The sequence below is a fragment of the Saprospiraceae bacterium genome, from assembly GCA_016717265.1.
Classification (GTDB): Bacteria; Bacteroidota; Bacteroidia; order Chitinophagales; family Saprospiraceae; genus Vicinibacter.
Window position 1 is genome coordinate 2032140 of sequence record JADKFX010000001.1, and the last position, 16495, is coordinate 2048634.

At 34.0% G+C, this 16495-nt stretch carries 14 protein-coding genes and 1 pseudogene; 14 read left to right on the forward strand and 1 reads right to left on the reverse strand.

What is annotated here, in order from left to right; genetic code table 11:
• Nucleotides 1-178 precede the first annotated feature (178 nt).
• From IPO86_07795 to IPO86_07860, 14 genes and pseudogenes are all read left to right on the forward strand, one after another.
• On the forward strand, nt 179-1456 hold the full coding sequence (locus IPO86_07795) for a TolC family protein (protein MBK9728003.1): 1278 nt from the start codon (nt 179-181) through the stop codon (nt 1454-1456).
• Nucleotides 1457-1458: 2 nt separating this feature from the next.
• Nucleotides 1459-3150 carry an efflux RND transporter periplasmic adaptor subunit gene (locus IPO86_07800; protein ID MBK9728004.1) on the forward strand — a complete coding sequence of 564 codons (1692 nt, stop codon included), beginning with the start codon at nt 1459-1461 and terminating at the stop codon, nt 3148-3150.
• Between the two features lie 18 nt (nt 3151-3168).
• On the forward strand, nt 3169-4173 hold the full coding sequence (locus IPO86_07805) for a hypothetical protein (GenBank protein MBK9728005.1): 1005 nt from the start codon (nt 3169-3171) through the stop codon (nt 4171-4173).
• A gap of 269 nt (nt 4174-4442) precedes the next feature.
• Nucleotides 4443-7550 carry an efflux RND transporter permease subunit gene (locus IPO86_07810; GenBank protein MBK9728006.1) on the forward strand — a complete coding sequence of 1036 codons (3108 nt, stop codon included), beginning with the start codon at nt 4443-4445 and terminating at the stop codon, nt 7548-7550.
• A 367-nt stretch (nt 7551-7917) separates the two neighbouring features.
• A complete protein-coding gene (locus tag IPO86_07815) occupies nt 7918-8247 on the forward strand; it encodes a YegP family protein (protein MBK9728007.1) in 330 nt (109 codons plus the stop codon).
• 335 nt (nt 8248-8582) lie between these two features.
• Entirely contained in the window at nt 8583-9638 is a 1056-nt protein-coding gene (locus IPO86_07820; protein ID MBK9728008.1) for a hypothetical protein, read from the forward strand.
• A gap of 25 nt (nt 9639-9663) precedes the next feature.
• On the forward strand, nt 9664-10173 hold the full coding sequence (locus IPO86_07825) for a hypothetical protein (GenBank protein ID MBK9728009.1): 510 nt from the start codon (nt 9664-9666) through the stop codon (nt 10171-10173).
• A 326-nt stretch (nt 10174-10499) separates the two neighbouring features.
• Nucleotides 10500-10939: pseudogene (locus IPO86_07830) on the forward strand (effector binding domain-containing protein).
• A gap of 14 nt (nt 10940-10953) precedes the next feature.
• Complete coding sequence (locus tag IPO86_07835) at nt 10954-11325, forward strand: DUF1801 domain-containing protein (protein ID MBK9728010.1); 372 nt, start codon at nt 10954-10956, stop codon at nt 11323-11325.
• 131 nt (nt 11326-11456) lie between these two features.
• Nucleotides 11457-12320 (forward strand): T9SS type A sorting domain-containing protein, encoded by an 864-nt coding sequence (locus IPO86_07840; GenBank protein ID MBK9728011.1) that lies wholly within the window; start codon nt 11457-11459, stop codon nt 12318-12320.
• Nucleotides 12321-12439: 119 nt separating this feature from the next.
• Entirely contained in the window at nt 12440-12892 is a 453-nt protein-coding gene (locus IPO86_07845) for a hypothetical protein (protein MBK9728012.1), read from the forward strand.
• Nucleotides 12893-12949: 57 nt separating this feature from the next.
• Nucleotides 12950-13636 (forward strand): DUF998 domain-containing protein, encoded by a 687-nt coding sequence (locus tag IPO86_07850; GenBank protein MBK9728013.1) that lies wholly within the window; start codon nt 12950-12952, stop codon nt 13634-13636.
• Between the two features lie 100 nt (nt 13637-13736).
• Nucleotides 13737-14609, forward strand: coding sequence for a hypothetical protein (locus IPO86_07855; GenBank protein MBK9728014.1), 873 nt, complete (start codon nt 13737-13739; stop codon nt 14607-14609).
• Between the two features lie 157 nt (nt 14610-14766).
• Nucleotides 14767-16314: a T9SS type A sorting domain-containing protein gene (locus IPO86_07860; GenBank protein MBK9728015.1), complete on the forward strand. Its 1548-nt coding sequence runs from the start codon at nt 14767-14769 to the stop codon at nt 16312-16314.
• Here IPO86_07860 and IPO86_07865 read toward each other — a convergent pair.
• Entirely contained in the window at nt 16297-16485 is a 189-nt protein-coding gene (locus IPO86_07865; protein MBK9728016.1) for a hypothetical protein, read from the reverse strand. The two genes, IPO86_07860 and IPO86_07865, sit on opposite strands and share 18 nt — an antisense overlap.
• Nucleotides 16486-16495 lie beyond the last annotated feature (10 nt).

Here is a 16495-nt window from a genome sequence, read left to right on the forward strand (position 1 = left end):
TGTGTTAGAAATAATTATTAAAAATCAAAAATCTAATTTTTCATAATCAAGAATATTTGTATTTCTTAACCTCGCATTTCGAGTTTTGATTCATTTATATATTCAAGCTTTTGTGGTTTCGTAAAACAATTTGTGATTTCAGGTTTAACAATGATAAAATGATTAATAAAAGTTTAAAATGAGCAAAATATTATTTAGTTGCCAATCTAAGATTTTAAATCTGTGGATGCTGGATTTTCGATTTATCACAGGTTCATCTATCCAACAAATATTTTTAATTCAATTATGGGTTTTATTATTATTGGGCTTTTTGTCAAATCTTAATAGTCAGAATATTCTGACAGAACAAGATGTTATAACGGCAACCCTTAAAAATAGTCCAGTAATATCTTCTGCAAATCTTCAGCTTCAAATGCAAAGACAACTTGAAGGCGCAAGTTTCAATCTTGCAAATCCTGAATTCATCATAGAAAGTCCTACGGGTGAGTTTATGACACTTGGTGTATCACAAGCTTTTCAGTTTCCATCAGTTTATACGAAGCAAAAGCAATTAGCAAAACAGCATACCAGGTTGGCAGAAAAACAAAAAATTCTAAGTGAAAGGGAAGTCATTCAACAAGTAAAATCTGCATACTTAAATTTGCAATTTGCAAAGCAACTTTTGCAACATTTAAAAAAACAGGATAGTATTTATGCTATCATTTCCGACGCTGCAAACCGTCAATTTATTGCTGGCCAAATTGATTTTAAAGAGAAAACATTTGCCGCAAGCCAATTTGGAGATATCCATAATCAATTTATGCAAGCACAAACTGATGCAGCTATAGCGTTGATGCAGCTTCAAATTTATACTGGGATTGCAGAGCCTTTTGAAATCCTGCCATTGCGAAAAGAAAATTCAGGAGTATTTATAAATAATGAAATTGTCGACAGCTTTCAAATACATAATTCGGCCCGTGTTCAATATGCTTTTCAATCGCAAGCGGTTGTTGAAAAAATGATTTCATTAGAAAAAAGTAAAGCATTGCCAGGTTTTTCAGTTGGCTATATGAATCAGGGATTGAAAAATTCAGAAATTCCATATCGATTTAAAGCAGGGGTCAATATTCCGATTTGGTTTTGGCAATATAGTGCTAGCATGAAGGCAGCGAAAACTAATTTACAAATTTCAGAACAGCAAATTTTGGTAGAACAACAAAACCTAAATATCCAAATTCAACTTGCAAAAGCGGAAGGATTAAAAGCACAAATGGCTTTAGAATACTTTGAAAATAAAGGTCTAAGACATGCTTTCGATTTAATTTCAACTTCCGAAAGAATGTTTACTGCCGGGCAATCAGATTATATCAATTACTTAAGAACCTTGTCGGATGCATATAAGATACAAATTCAGTATTTGGAAACACTTCGTGAATTCAATCAAGCTATTATTAATATTAATTATTTAAAAGGATAAGAATGAATCATACGTTAAAAATCAGAATATTTGCATTATTTATTTGGATTATTGCAAACAGTAATCCACTTCAAGCATCTGGAGGTGATGATCATAGTCATGGTCCGGAGGAAGATTTAAAGTCAGTACAAACTGCAAAATATTTTTCAATTGAAGCCTCTTCTGATAAATATGAATTACTGCTTAGATATGAACCCATTCATCCTAACGAACCAGCAAAGCTTATTTTATTTGTAAGTAGTTTCGCTACAAACAGACCAATCGATAGCGCAGATATTAGTATTCGTTCACAGGAAGATAGCTCCTTAGTGTTTCAGATCAGACATAGTAGTGAAGGTACGTATATACTAGAATCCCGTTTTACTGAACTAAAGAAGTATTCTCTTGCAGTAAGAATTAATGCTTCACAAGGAGCAGATTTAATTTTGCTTTCTGGTGTGGAGGTTGGAAAAGAATTAGTGATAGCATCAGAAGAACATGTCCACGCTCATTTAGACTATAGTAATTGGTTGCTTTGGTTAATTGTCATAAGCTCCTTGGTGATTGGTCTATTTCTAGGCTTACTTTTTCAAAAAAGGAATACCAAATCAGGTAGAAGTACCATTGCCATTTTCTTAATTATTATTAATTGTTTTTTGCCTTTATTACAGTCTGAGGCCCATGGTGATGATGATCATGGAGCTTCTAAGTCAGGTACTAATTTTTCTAATTCATTTTTAGTTCCTAAAGAGACGCAGTTTTTATTTGATGTAATTACTCAAAAATTGGTCTCTGGTTCTTTTACAGGGAGTATCAAACTTTTTGGAACTATAATTCCAAGTAGTGGGGGACAAGCTCAAGTTGGAACTCCTCAAAATGGAAAAATCCGAGCACTTTTTGTGAATGTTGGTCAATATGTAAAGGCCGGACAGCAGCTTGCAATTGTTGAACAAAATCTGGATGCTGGTACGCAAGTGAATATGATGTCTGAAAAAAATAAACTCCTTGCCGAATATGAGGCTTCTAAAAAGGAGATCGACCGATTGAATACGATCGCAGACATTGCAGCAAAAAAAGATATGGATGAAGCAAATGCGCGTTTTCAGAAAGCAGATAGTAATTTAAAGCTATTCAAAGGGAATGCTGGACGCACATTTGTTTTACAATCTCCAATTGCTGGCGTATTGGGTAATTTTAGTTTGAGTATTGGATCCACTGTGAATGCTGGACAAAATCTTTTTACAATAACAAATCTTTCGCAGATTTATGCAGAAGCGCAGGTGTTTGATAAAGATGCGGCTAAGGTAAGAAAGGGTGCAAAATTTACCATTGAATGTGCTAATGATAGTCATATCACCAGTGAAGTAAAACTTCTTTCCCTGGCACAAGAAATAAATGCAAGTAATCAATCTCAACGTGTTTTGTTTCAACTAAACAATCCGGATAATGATTTTAAGATTGGTGAATTTGTTAACATCCGGGTATTTGCATTGGAGAGCTCGCATCAAATTGTACTCCCGAATTCTGCTATTACAGAAATAAACGGTAAGCCAGTTGTATTTATTAAAGATGCAGCAGAAAAGTACAGTGTAAGTTATGTACAATTAGGTGAAAACAATGGAAGTTTTACAAGTATCCTTAAGGGGGTAGAAGAGGACGAACGCATTGTTGTCAATGCAAGTTATCAACTCAAAATGATTTTCCTAAATCAATAATTTAAAATTCTAATAAAAATGAAAAATATCATTAAAAAAAGCATTTCTATATTTGCCATGAGCGCAGTTATTTTTCTTATTGCATGTAACAATAATAAAAGTAAAGAAATAACTTCTGAGAATGAATCTGCAACAACAAAGGAGCAGGACCACGTTCATATATATGCTTGTCCGATGCATCCTGAAGTGACTGGACAGGAAGGTGAAAAGTGTTCTAAATGTGGAATGGCATTAGAGCACATGGATGAAAAACCAATGGCAGGAAATTTTCAAATGGATTTCAAATCCGCTCCTGAAATTTTGGAGGCCGGAAAACCTGCAGTATTGGCATTCACTCCAAGGAATAAAAATAATAGTGCACAAGCAGTTCCATTAGACGTTACACACGAAAAGAAAATTCATCTCATTGCAGTGCGTGAAGATTTATCCTGGTTTAATCATATTCATCCAGAATACCAGGAGGACGGATCGTATGCCTTATCAGAAACTTTTCCATCCGGGGGTAAGTATTTACTCTATGCGGATTATAAACCAAGTGGAAGTACACATCAGTTAGAAAAAATTGAAGTCGATGTTAAAGGAAAATCTGCCTCCCGGAAGACGTATACATCGATTCAAAATACAGCTTTTAGTAATCCATTTTCTGTAACTTTAAAACCTGATGATGGAAAATTTATTTCAAATACTGCGATTCATTTTGATGCTGTATTCTTAAAAAATGGGAAGTCATTTGATGTCAATCAGTTACAAAATTACCTGGGTGCTAAAGGTCATATGGTAGCTATTCATATGGAAACGAAAGCATATGTTCACTTACATCCAGAAGTAGAAGGAACGATACTTCATTTTCATACCAACTTTGAAACAGCAGGTATCTATAGAGTATGGCTTCAATTTATGGCTGATGGGAAATTACACACCACCGATTTTGTAATAAAAGTCGAGCCATCTACAGGCAAAGTAATGAACGAAGAAAATCAGGAGCACAACCATGAACATGGGGAAGAAGGTCATAAGCATTGATCCATAATGCATAGCTATTTGGGAATGGTTAAGAGTCAAGAGTCAAGAGTCAATAGTTAATGGTTAATAGTTAAGAGTCAAGAGTCAAGAGTCAAGAGTCAATAGTTAATGGTTAATAGTTAAGAGTCAATAGTTAATGGTCAATGGTTAAGAGTCAAGAGTCAATGGTTAAGAGTCAAGAGTCAATGGTTAAGAGTCAATGGTTAAAAGTTAATGTTTTTTTTGACTAATAAATGCCAATTCCAACAAGAAATTTTAATTGATAAATTATGTTAAATCAACTCATACGGTTTTCACTTCAAAACAGATTATTCGTAATCTCGTTTGCTTCTTTACTATTTCTTTTTGGAATATTTACAATCAGCAACTTGCCGATTGATGTTTTGCCTGATTTAAATCGCCCCAGAGTTACTGTTTTTTTGGAAGCAAATGGGATGGCTCCAGAAGAAATAGAAACGCAAATAATCATTCCGGTTGAAACAGCCTTGAATGGTGCGCCAGGAGTAGAATCTGTACGGAGTAGTTCATCCATCGGAATTGGGATGGTATTCGTTGAGTTTGATTGGAATTCGGATATTTATAGGGCCAGGCAATCGGTAGCTGAAAAATTGCAAACTGTTCAATTGCCAAAAAACATTACAGCTGTTATGGGTCCTATTAGTTCAGTTATGGGACAAATTATGTTGGTTGGTGTTTCTTCAGATAGTACCTCTGCATCAGAATTGCGAACACTCGCGGATTTTACTATTCGCAGACGACTAATGAGTATCAAAGGAATTTCACAAGTGATTCCTATTGGAGGGGAGCGTTTGCAATATCAGGTATTGATTTCATCGGCAAAACTTAAACAGTTTAATTTGTCTATCGATGATTTAGATAAAGCGCTTACACTTACAAATCAAAATAGTTCGGGTGGTTTTTATAATCAATATGGAAGTGAAGTGCTAATTCGAAATGTTGGACGCGCATATTCATTAGATGATTTGCGAAATACAGTAGTTGCCAATAGAGATGGATTGCCCGTATTGCTTTCTCAAGTAGCAGAAGTTAAATTTGGAGCTGCACAAAAACGAGGGGATGCTAGTATAAATGGAAAGCCATCTGTGATCCTTACGATTGAAAAGCAACCTGAATATAGTACAGTATCCTTGACAAATGAAGTGGAAAAAGCATTGGCTGAACTGCAAATGTCATTGCCTCCTGATGTAAAATTAAATCCAACTATATTTCAACAAAAGCATTTTATTCAGGCCGCCCTTTCAAATGTTGAGGAAGCATTACGCGATGGATTTATACTTGTTGTTATTATTCTTTTCTTGTTCTTGTTAAATTACAGAACTACGATTATTACATTAACAGCTATTCCACTTTCACTTGTTATAACAGCAATTATTTTTAAACTTTTTGGTTTTAGTATAAATACCTTAACCTTAGGTGGACTCGCTATCGCGATTGGTGAATTGGTAGACGATGCAATTGTGGATGTTGAAAATGTCCATCGGCGGATTCATGAAAACAAACATTCTGAAAATCCAAAACCACTCTTACAAGTAATTTATGATGCCAGTTGTGAAATTCGAAATTCTATAGTTTATGCAACGATTATTGTAGTATTGGTTTTTATTCCTTTATTTTATATGCAGGGCATGGAAGGAAGAATTTTTGCACCACTTGGTGTAGCCTATATTACGTCCATTATTGCTTCACTTTTCGTTTCTCTTACAGTGACACCGGCATTATGTTCATATTTATTAAAGCCAAAAGATGATAAAATAAATATGGATAGTGGACTGGTGAAATTTTTGAAAAAACAGGATACGAAATTATTGAATTGGGGTTTGCAAAAACCAAAAGCGATCATTGTGTCAGCAATACTTTTAATTATTTCATCTATTGCTATGGTCCCATTTTTTGGAACTGAATTTTTACCACCATTTAATGAAGGTTCATTTACAATTAATCTTTCTACGCCTGCAGGAACATCATTGGAAGAGAGTTCGAAAATTGGTACGATGGCAGAAAATCTTATGTTACAGGTGCCTGATGTTGAATTTGTAAGCCGCAGAACTGGCCGTGCTGAATTGGATGAACACGTAGAGCCCGTTTCAAATTCTGAAATTGATGTTGAACTAAAAGCTGAAACCAGCAGATCCAGAAATGAAATCATTGCTGACATTCGCAGTAAATTAGAAATTCTAAAAGGTGTTACGATTAATGTCGGACAACCCATTTCACATCGTTTAGATCATTTATTATCTGGTGTTCGAGCGCAGGTTGCAATCAAACTTTATGGTACCGATCTCAACGATTTAAGATCCAATGCAAATCAAATTTCAGAGACCATTAAATCCATTCGGGGTGTAGTGGATGTGCAAATTGAAAAACAAGTAATGGTGCCACAACTATTAATAAAAGTTAATCGGGAAGCATTGCAAAGATATGGATTGCAAGCAGGCAAGGTTGCCGAAGATCTTGAAATTTTCTATAATGGAAAAGTTACCGGACAAATTATAGATGGTATTAAATCATTTGATATTTTGCTTCGAACAACCGATGAAGAACGAAGTAATCTGGAAGCTATTCGAAACACTTTAATTGATGCACCGAATGGCACACTGATTCCATTACAACAAATAGCAAGTATCGAAAGTACTACGAGTATCAACACCATTTCACATGAGAATTCCCAACGCAAAATTACCATTAGCTGTAATGTGCAGGGTAGAGATTTAGGAAATACGGTTCAGGAGATTCAAAATTCTGTTAGTGCAAATGTTAAATTACCAACTGGATATTTTGTTCAATATGGTGGGCAGTTTGAAAGTCAGAAATCAGCAACTAAACTTATTTTGTTTTTAAGTATTTTTTCGATTATAGGAATATTTTTAATTCTTTATTCGCATTTTAAATCGGCGCAGATCACCTTGCAAATTATGCTTAATATACCTTTAGCATTAATCGGAAGTGTATTAGCAGTATTATTTACAGGTGGGACATTTTCTGTGGCAACCTTAGTTGGATTCATTACACTTACAGGTATAGCATCTAGAAATGGCATTATGATGATTTCACATTATCTCTATTTAGTTGAACATGAAGGCGAGCGATTTGGCAAGCAATTAATTATCCGTGGTTCTTTGGAGCGGTTGGTTCCGGTATTAATGACTGCTTTGGTAGCGGCACTAGCGCTAATTCCACTTACTTTAGATCCTCAAGCATCTGGTAAGGAAATTTTGTATCCAGTAGCAACAGTTATACTAGGAGGCTTAATTAGTAGTACTTTATTGGATATGATTATAACTCCGGTTGTGTTTTATACTTTTGGAGAAAAAGCGATTGTGAATTATTTAGCATCCAGGAATAAGGAAATTGTATAATCTAATTAGATTATTTTATTTTGGTTTATTTGAAAGTGATTGTGATACTTTGTATTTATAAAACTCTAAAGGTATCATTGTTGAAAATTGTTCACTTCGCATTGTATTTTGAACGATGAAACTTTGTTTTCAAAAATTATAATTACTGAAATCAGTAAGTCTTTGTTGAATGAACTAGATAAGTTTTTAAATTGGTGGCATATGCCATTACTATTCCGCGCAAAGGACATTTTGTTTTTTTATTCGTTGACAATGGTAAAAAGTAGAATATGCCTGGAATTTTAACCTGGAAAAAAAAATATTTAGATTAAATGGCTGAAGCTTGTAAATTTATAGCTTCTTAATTCATCTATTAAAGTAAACGATTATGGGCAAATTTACAATCAGTACCCGTTCTAATGGGGAATATCAATTTAATTTGAAAGCAGGAAACGGTCAGGTTATCCTAAGTAGTGAAGGTTATAGTGCAAAAGCAAGTTGTCTCAATGGCATTGAATCTGTCAGAAAAAACTCACAGGATGATGATCGGTATGAGCATCTTACTGCTGCAAATGGTAAATTATATTTTAATCTAAAATCAACCAATGGTCAGGTGATTGGATCTAGTCAGATGTATGCGGATGAAACCGGTAGGACAGCTGGAGTTGATTCTGTGAAGAACAATGCTCCAGAAGCAGAAGTTGAAGATTTGTCTTAAACTTTAGAATCGCAGGAGGAAGAGTTTAAAACTTATCGAAAAAACTTTTTTTCGCAATACTCCTAAAGAAGCATTTTTTATGGTTCTTTAGGAGTATTTTTTATTCTAGGTAATTTTCTTAAATTACAGATTCACAATATTTTATATTTTTTATGTCATACAATTTGAAATGAAATTTCAAATTGAAGATAGTCTATTGCTTTACTTTTAAATATTCATTTCAAGCCGATTTCCAAATCAATTTTAACACTTTATGGAGTATGCTGAAAATCCTAAAAAGAGTAAGCACCCGGTAGCCGAAAAGGGAATTAAGAGTAGGCAAATAAATTGTGCTTATGAAATTTAAAAAGGCAATTCTGCTAGATCCTTTTGTAAAGGAAAAAGCAAAGACCGCAAAAGCATTGAAAACAATTGTAAGTGGTTCCAATGATTTTTATGGTGCAAACAGTCTGGAGACATTTTCAAGTGCTAGTGGATTAACCTACACACATGATGATGCAGACGGATTTTTAGATTATCCGACTTCTTTTCCGGGAAAGGCTGCAAATTACTGGCGCAAAGATGCTGGTGTAAAAGTTTGGGCTTATGAAGAAACCTATGATAATTGGCAAGATTCATTTGGTATCGATGCGGTTCGTGTTTTTTATCATTCTGGGCATGGAGATATGGACAACAATGGTGTTTTTAAAGCACCGCTTGGTGGACTTTGGGATAATCGGGATTGGGCATTTTCAAATCGTATGGCCTTTTCAAATGAAGAATTGCGCTATATGTTTTGGTCCACTTGTTATTCCATCAGAGTTTCTGGTTCCGACAATCCGGTAAGATCCTGGTGGGATCCAAATCGGGGCGGACTTCGCATGATGTTTGGGTATGAAACAACGAGTATTGATGATCCCAATTATGGCAAATTTTTCTGGGATGAATGGAAAAAAGGGAAAACATTTGCACGTGCATTTTTAGATGCAAGTTGGAGAATCAGCCACGGACAAGTACCCGTTGTGATGGCAGTCGGAGCGAATGCTAACGAAGCTGTCCATCGCTTAAATAACGAGCGTTTATTTTCTCAGGCAGCAGTGACAAAAGGATGGTATCAATGGCAATGGATAGGCACCTTGCCTTCCAGGTCATTTGCTAATAGAACGGCAGTTCCAAAAAAATTAAATGGAATCATTCTTACGAATAAATTTGAAGAAGACAAACGACTTGCAAGTATTGGCCGCGCCGTAGGATTAACAAAAGTGATTTCAGAAACAATTTTATTTGATGCAAAAGGGAATCGACAAGTATCCGGTAAAGATGTTTTGTTGAATATAAATGATGCTTATTGCTTTAAATATTTATTTTGGAAAGCCAAACCTCGAAAACAAAACACTCATTGCAGAAAGTAAAGCAATTAAAATTGCACAGAAGTTTATGAATGATTTGAATCTGGCGAAAGGAATCGAATTAAAACCAGGAAACATTCGTTACCGTTTAACAAATGGTGGCACATTGGAAGGAAGTGGTACATTGGAAAGCCCATCAGTTGTAGAAACGATTGTTCAATATCGTCAAAGTCACAATGGTGTGGAAAGTGTAAATTCAGATCATGGATTAATTACTGTGAGCATCGACAATGATGGTAAGGTGATAAACTATTATGATTCTACGAAGTTGGTATTAGGAGAAGTGGATATCCGGACCTCTAAATCTTCCTCACCAAAGGATCCAAAAAAAGCTGCAGTATTAAATGATGACAAGCAGTTTAAGAAAAAGATTGATAAGATTTCTAATAGCAGTGAAACCAAATCATCTGTATTGAAAGAGTTTATTGGTTATGATTTTTCGAGTAATCTAGGAGCTGTCGTGCATCAGAAAGATGTAGAGATAGACTTTGGAAGAAATTTGAAAAAGCGTTATAAATTAAGAGTGCCATTGTCCTAATTGAAATAGATTTAGCCGCCTGCTTTAGAAATAAGGTAGGCGGTTTTTATATTTATTTTGGTTTGATGATAAGTGTAAGAATGACATGACTGAACGATTCTGCAATTTGCCGATATTATGCAACAGCAAGATAAGTGAAGGAACCCTGCCTGTCAATTGTAGGCGCGAAAGCGTCATGTAGGAGTTTGTAATTGGAACAACTTATTTATTTGATGGCGTAAAATGAAGACACTGAAACATATTGCATAGAAAATATTTTAAGCACCCTTGACATACTGTTGTCAAAGGTGTATTTTATTTTTGTGGTTCACTAAAAATTAAAAAAAATGGACAAAGTGAGAATTGAACCTTTTATGCTAATTGGCATTTCAGTAAGAACCACAAATGAGAAAAATCAGGCAGCAATAGATATTGCAGCGTTGTGGGGTAAGTTTGTGAATGAAAATATATTGAATGCAATTCCAAACAAAATTGGCAACACTGTGTATTCTATTTACACAGATTACGAAAGTGATCATATACAACAATATTGGGTTGCAAAGTGGACAATCTAGATACTATTTCCGATGGAATGATTGGCAAAATGTTTGATGATGAAGACTGTATGAAACTATCTGCCATAGGTGACTTAATGAAGGGATTGATAGTGAATAAATGGACGGATATTTGGGAAATGGATTTAGAAAGGATATTCACAGCAGACTTTGAAGTTTTTGGAGAAAAAGTTCAAAATCCTGGAAACGCAGAAATAGATATTTTAATTTGAGTAAAATAGGAAAAATGGTTGAGCAACTTCAGAACTACTATTTGAATAAAGAAGAACCAAAAAAGAGTTGTCTGCTGGCACTACGTAGTATTATTCTTGAACAAGATACAAATGTAACTGAAACGCAGAAGTGGGGAATGCCCTGCTTCTGCTATAAGAAAAAAATGTTTTGCTACTTGTGGACAGATAAAAAAACAGACGAACCTTACATTCTTATGGTTGAAGGAAAATATCTTGACCACCCAAAATTGGAAGAAGGCAACCGTTCTCGAATGAAAATATTTAGAGTTAATCCAAATAAAGATTTACCCATAAAGACCATTGAAAGTATTTTGCAAAAAGCGTTGAACTTATACCGAGCAGGCATAATAAAAGTAAAGGAATGATGCATAGAAATGCACATACGCCTAACGGCAGCATCTATTGAAATGGGACTAGGTATCCAGTCAAAATTTTGTTAAATTTTATAGAGTAGATTAGAGAAATAGTTTTAAATTTGAATTAAATAGCAAATGAAATGTCTAAAATATTTAATCTAATAACTGAAATCATAGTGATTTCATTACTTGCAGTTTCAGGTTTATATGCACAAAAATTAGTGGAGACTGGGAATCGATGGAATATTGCAATTTATCCAACATTTTCACAAAACACTACATCTTACACAGTTAGAATAGGCGAGGATACCATAGTTGGCACTCAAAATTATCATAAAGTATATTATTCTTTTGATTCACTAAATACTAATTGGAGTTTTAATCAAATTTATTTGAGGCAGGATTCTACCAAGAAAGTATATTCCAAACAAGGATCAGCAAACGAAGTGCTGCTTTATGATTTCAATTTACAATTGAAGGATACATTTTCCTTTGATATGTATTGTGTCTTAATTGTTGATAAGATTGATAGCATTTATTTAAATAACGGTGAATTGAGAAAACGTTTTAAATTAATTCGAAAAGAAAATCCAAATTTTGGAGAGGAATATTGGATCGAAGGCATCGGAAGTAATTTTGGTCTCCTTTCTCATTACGGATTTTGCCTTACGGATTATTCTGAAGGATTATTGTGTTTTTATTCAAAGGATGAACTATTATATCCGAAGATACCACCAACTTGTTTTATAACTTCTATAAGAGAATTCGAGAGAAATTTGTCCATCTATCCTAATCCACTAAATACTGAATTAAATATTTTGGATGATTTTTCACTATTTAATAGTTTTGAAATTTATAACTCTGGTGGCAGATTCATAAAAAGAGGCAAATTAGAAATCAAATTGACACGGATTGATTTAAATGATTTGGCAAGCGGTTGCTATTTTATAAAATTGAGTAGTAAAAGTGGGTATAATTTTCCATATAAATTCCTTAAGATTTGAAGGTTTAATTTGAGTTATGAATTTTATAAGCTGCTTAATTTTATTTACCTTGCATTGTTGGGATATAATATATTTTTGAATTATTTTATTGTTTTATTTTTTACAATTTAATCAACAGGATGCCTTTTTTAAAATACTTGCTTTATACCGTATTATTTTCATCTATAAGCGGATGTTGCAATTATGTCGATTGTTCAGGCGATAATTTTGATTTTGTATTTGTTGTGCAAGATACAATTGCAGATATGGATTTAGTATTTGGTGCAAATAGCATTTATGATAAAAGTAAAATGAAATGTTATTCGGTTTTAGGAAATGATACCATTTATTATGGGATATCATTTATTGAGTATCATTCTAGCTTGGTTGATAGTGCTATCAGTATTAATCTATTTCCCGAAGTAAAAAATGAAATTTATTTGGTCTTAGATGCCATGGATACGGATACTTTATTTGCCACATACAATTCAAATGACACAAAATGTTGTGGATATATTTCAGAAATAGAAAGCATTACAATTAATTCTAAAAAATTTAAAATTAACTATAGGCCTATTTTGATTAGTAAATAAAAGCGATTTTACTATTTTTATTTAAGTTTCATATTTATTCATTTTAAATTGATTCATATGCATAATTTACAAGAAAATAAAGAGCATTTCGGACAAGACCAAATAATTCCATTTTTATGGCTCAGAAGAAGTATCGGACTGCTGGGTATTTTATTTCCATTTGTTATGTATTTTGGTTCAAACTATTTTGGAAAATGTGACTGTCCGCTGCATTCTGTTAGTGCTTATTACCATTCGCCAATGCAGAATGTATTTGTAGGCATATTATGTGTTATTGCAATGTTTTTATTTACTTATAGAGGACCCAAAAAGGAAGACAGCTGGGCGGCAAATTTCGCATGTATCTTTTGTTTAGGTGTTGCCTTTTTGCCAACGACGCCAGATAATAATCAACCAGACTGTATAGTTTGTTATCAATATCATTTTGGGCTATTGCATAAAATTTCTGCAGTTTCTTTTTTTCTTTGTCTAAGTTATTTTAGTTTAATTTTATTCCCAAAGACACATGAGGATCAAAAACCAACAGCAGAAAAATTAAATCGCAATATTGTATATCGGGTTTGTGGTTATGTAATGCTTGGATGCATGGCCTCTATTGCAATCATTGCAATATTAATCTACTTTAAAATTATTCCGGATATCGATTCTTACGTGTTTTGGTTTGAATGGATTGCACTTACATTTTTTGGAATTTCCTGGATTGTCAAAGGTGGATGGTTTCTTCAGGATAAACCTAAAATTTAGTTTTAACTTTGAATTTTTATAGCTTCCGAATTTATGGGTTGGTCCATTCTGTTTAAAATTGTTATTGCAATCGTAATTTGTGCTTTGCTTGTGAAATGCATTGAAAAAGAAAGCTCCGGATGGTTTGGATGGGTGGCTCGATTTGTATTTTCCTGATCAATTTAAAGTAATTTATACACTCACAGAAAATCCAATTAAACAGTTGAGTTTCTCTGTAAAGAATTCTGTTTTAGCTAGTAAATCGGATAGCTTGTTACAAATTAAAATCAGATGGGATAAACGCTTAGTTGGATTTGGTATTAATAAACTGGAGATTGATAATTCATTGATAAAAGCAAAAGCGGAATTAGCAGATACCCGGATACTGTTAGATCAACTTAAATCGAGTGGTTTGCAGAAGTTTAGTTGTTGTATTTATTTAGGGGATGTGCGCATACTGATTTTTGAAGAACCAACTTCAAATAAGCGCGCAGAAACCTTGAAGCAATTGTTATCCGTTCTTTCTAAATGGTCAGCAGCCAGTAAGTACGGCTTGGTCGTCGATTTTATGGAAGCGAAATCGTTTGGCACTGAAGTAGGAGATATCATACCCTTAGTACATTGGCAACAAGGAAGTCCTTGGCAACGTCAGAATTCTATACTTTCAATCCAAAACGAACCAGGATATAGTTTTAATCCTGATACTTTTGAGAAAAAATGGCAGTTTAATACAGAATCAGATCGATTGCTAAAATGGATAGATCAATCACGACCGGTTGCGTTAAAATGGGCAAAAAGCCATCTGAAAAAGTCAATTGAGCTGCTCTCTGAAGTGGAGTATGCAATACAAGAAAATGGTATGGATGTTCAAATAAAATTTGGCTTCACTCAAAGTTCAGAATCTACCGAACAATCTAATGTTGATGGATATATTGTTGGCATTTATGTATTTGATGGAGATCAATTTGAGAATCTAAAGTTTGCACAAGAGTAGACTCCGGCATGAACAAGACAATTATTAGAGTTATTGTAGGGATTTAATTTTATTTCTCATTGTTGAAATCGTCGGAATGTAATCGGGCAATATTGTGATTTGGTTTTGGATGATTCCTGGATTTGTTTAACTTTGGAAAAATCTTAGGAAACTTTATATGTCCAATAGAACCATTTTCTTAATTCAGGCTCTTACATTCAGTATGTGTTGTGTAATATCTATATTCACCTATAGCCAAGATGGTTCCTTAGATCTCTCCTTTGATCATGATGGGAAAATTACAACAGCAATAGGCAATAATAATGATTTAGGAAATGCAGTGATCATCCAACTTGATGGCAAAATTGTGATCGGTGGAAAAAGTGGTAGCAATGCAGCACTTGTTCGATATCAAACGAATGGTTCCTTAGATAATACCTTTGGAACAGGTGGTATATTAAATAATATTGGATGCTCCAATTTTGCAGGAAATTCTTTAACAATGCAAAGTGATGGAAAACTTTTAGTCGGGGGTTATTGTGGGATTTTTCCTAATTTCGATTTTGCTTTGACGCGTTTTCATAGTAACGGAATATTAGATAATACATTTGGCACAAACGGTACCGTGATAACACCTGTTTTAAACGGTGGTGATCAAGGAATGGCAGTGGCCATTCAAAGTGACGGAAAAATACTTCAGGGAGGTTATACAGATAATGGTTCCAACAGTGATTTTGCTTTGTTGCGATATCTTGAGAACGGGACCTTGGATTCTACCTTTGGTAATAATGGGAAAGTAACAACGGCAGTTGGAATCGCCGGTGATATAATACGCAGTATAGTGGTGCAATCGGATGGTAAAATTGTAGTATCAGGATTTAGTTATACTGCTTCAAGTTTTTCGTATGATTTTGTTTTAGTTCGTTACAATAGTAATGGAAGTATAGATCAAAATTTTGGTTCAGCCGGGGTAACAACAACTGCCATCATAAATAGTACCAATGATTATGGCGAATCAATGACCATCCAAGTTGATGGAAAAATTATCGTTGGAGGATATAGTTATACAGGATACTTGCTCCTGGCAAGGTATGATATCCATGGTAAACTAGATAATTCATTTGGAAACAAAGGAACAGTTTCTACATTATTCGGGTGCGCTTATCAAAATAAATATTCCATAATATTGCAAAGTGACGGTAAAATTTTAATCGGAGGATATAGTGCTCTCAATAGTCCAGCTTCCGATTTTTCGATCGCACGATATGAATCTAATGGAGCATTGGATAGTTCTTTTGGTTCGAATGGAATTGTTCGCACTCCTATTGGAAATGGTGATGATATTGCAACTTCAATCGCTATTCAGCCTGATGGAAAGATTGTATTGGTTGGTAGCTCTTACAATGGTTCAAACTTTGATTTTGCAGCTGTACGTTATAATAATGAGATTACAACAGGGGTTAAAAAGGCAACGAATCAAATCTCTAAAATAAAATTATATCCTAACCCTTTTTCCTTAGAAACAAAGTGTCAAGCGGATGTTTCATTCGAAGAGGTATGCCTTACCGTTTATGACTTTTCCGGATTCCAAGTAAAGCAACAATTAAATATTTCTGGTAAGTCATTCAAATTAGAACGCGATAATTTACCAGCTGGATTATATTTTATCCGATTTACACAAAAGGGGAAGACTATACAATCCGATAAATTAGTCATCATCGACTAAGTCATATTGCGCGTTTTTATGATCAGGATTTGTTGGAATGATAATATTTAATCTTGTTAATAAGGTTGAGCAGATATAGAGTCGTAGAATTCCAAATTGGTATATTCCTTTTATTTGAATAATTTTTATTTTCTGAGGTATTGGTATTAAACTAACACTTATATTTAGCATTCAAATAATT

Coding starts and splice junctions, on each gene's coding strand:
- IPO86_07800 (MBK9728004.1), top strand. CDS start 1,459: ATGAATCATACGTTAAAAATCAGAATATTTGCATTATTTATTTGGATT.
- IPO86_07815 (MBK9728007.1), top strand. CDS start 7,918: ATGGGCAAATTTACAATCAGTACCCGTTCTAATGGGGAATATCAATTT.
- IPO86_07795 (MBK9728003.1), top strand. CDS start 179: ATGAGCAAAATATTATTTAGTTGCCAATCTAAGATTTTAAATCTGTGG.
- IPO86_07840 (MBK9728011.1), top strand. CDS start 11,457: ATGTCTAAAATATTTAATCTAATAACTGAAATCATAGTGATTTCATTA.
- IPO86_07860 (MBK9728015.1), top strand. CDS start 14,767: ATGTCCAATAGAACCATTTTCTTAATTCAGGCTCTTACATTCAGTATG.
- IPO86_07825 (MBK9728009.1), top strand. CDS start 9,664: ATGAATGATTTGAATCTGGCGAAAGGAATCGAATTAAAACCAGGAAAC.
- IPO86_07805 (MBK9728005.1), top strand. CDS start 3,169: ATGAAAAATATCATTAAAAAAAGCATTTCTATATTTGCCATGAGCGCA.
- IPO86_07835 (MBK9728010.1), top strand. CDS start 10,954: ATGGTTGAGCAACTTCAGAACTACTATTTGAATAAAGAAGAACCAAAA.
- IPO86_07845 (MBK9728012.1), top strand. CDS start 12,440: ATGCCTTTTTTAAAATACTTGCTTTATACCGTATTATTTTCATCTATA.
- IPO86_07865 (MBK9728016.1), bottom strand. CDS start 16,485: ATGCTAAATATAAGTGTTAGTTTAATACCAATACCTCAGAAAATAAAA.
- IPO86_07810 (MBK9728006.1), top strand. CDS start 4,443: ATGTTAAATCAACTCATACGGTTTTCACTTCAAAACAGATTATTCGTA.
- IPO86_07850 (MBK9728013.1), top strand. CDS start 12,950: ATGCATAATTTACAAGAAAATAAAGAGCATTTCGGACAAGACCAAATA.
- IPO86_07820 (MBK9728008.1), top strand. CDS start 8,583: ATGAAATTTAAAAAGGCAATTCTGCTAGATCCTTTTGTAAAGGAAAAA.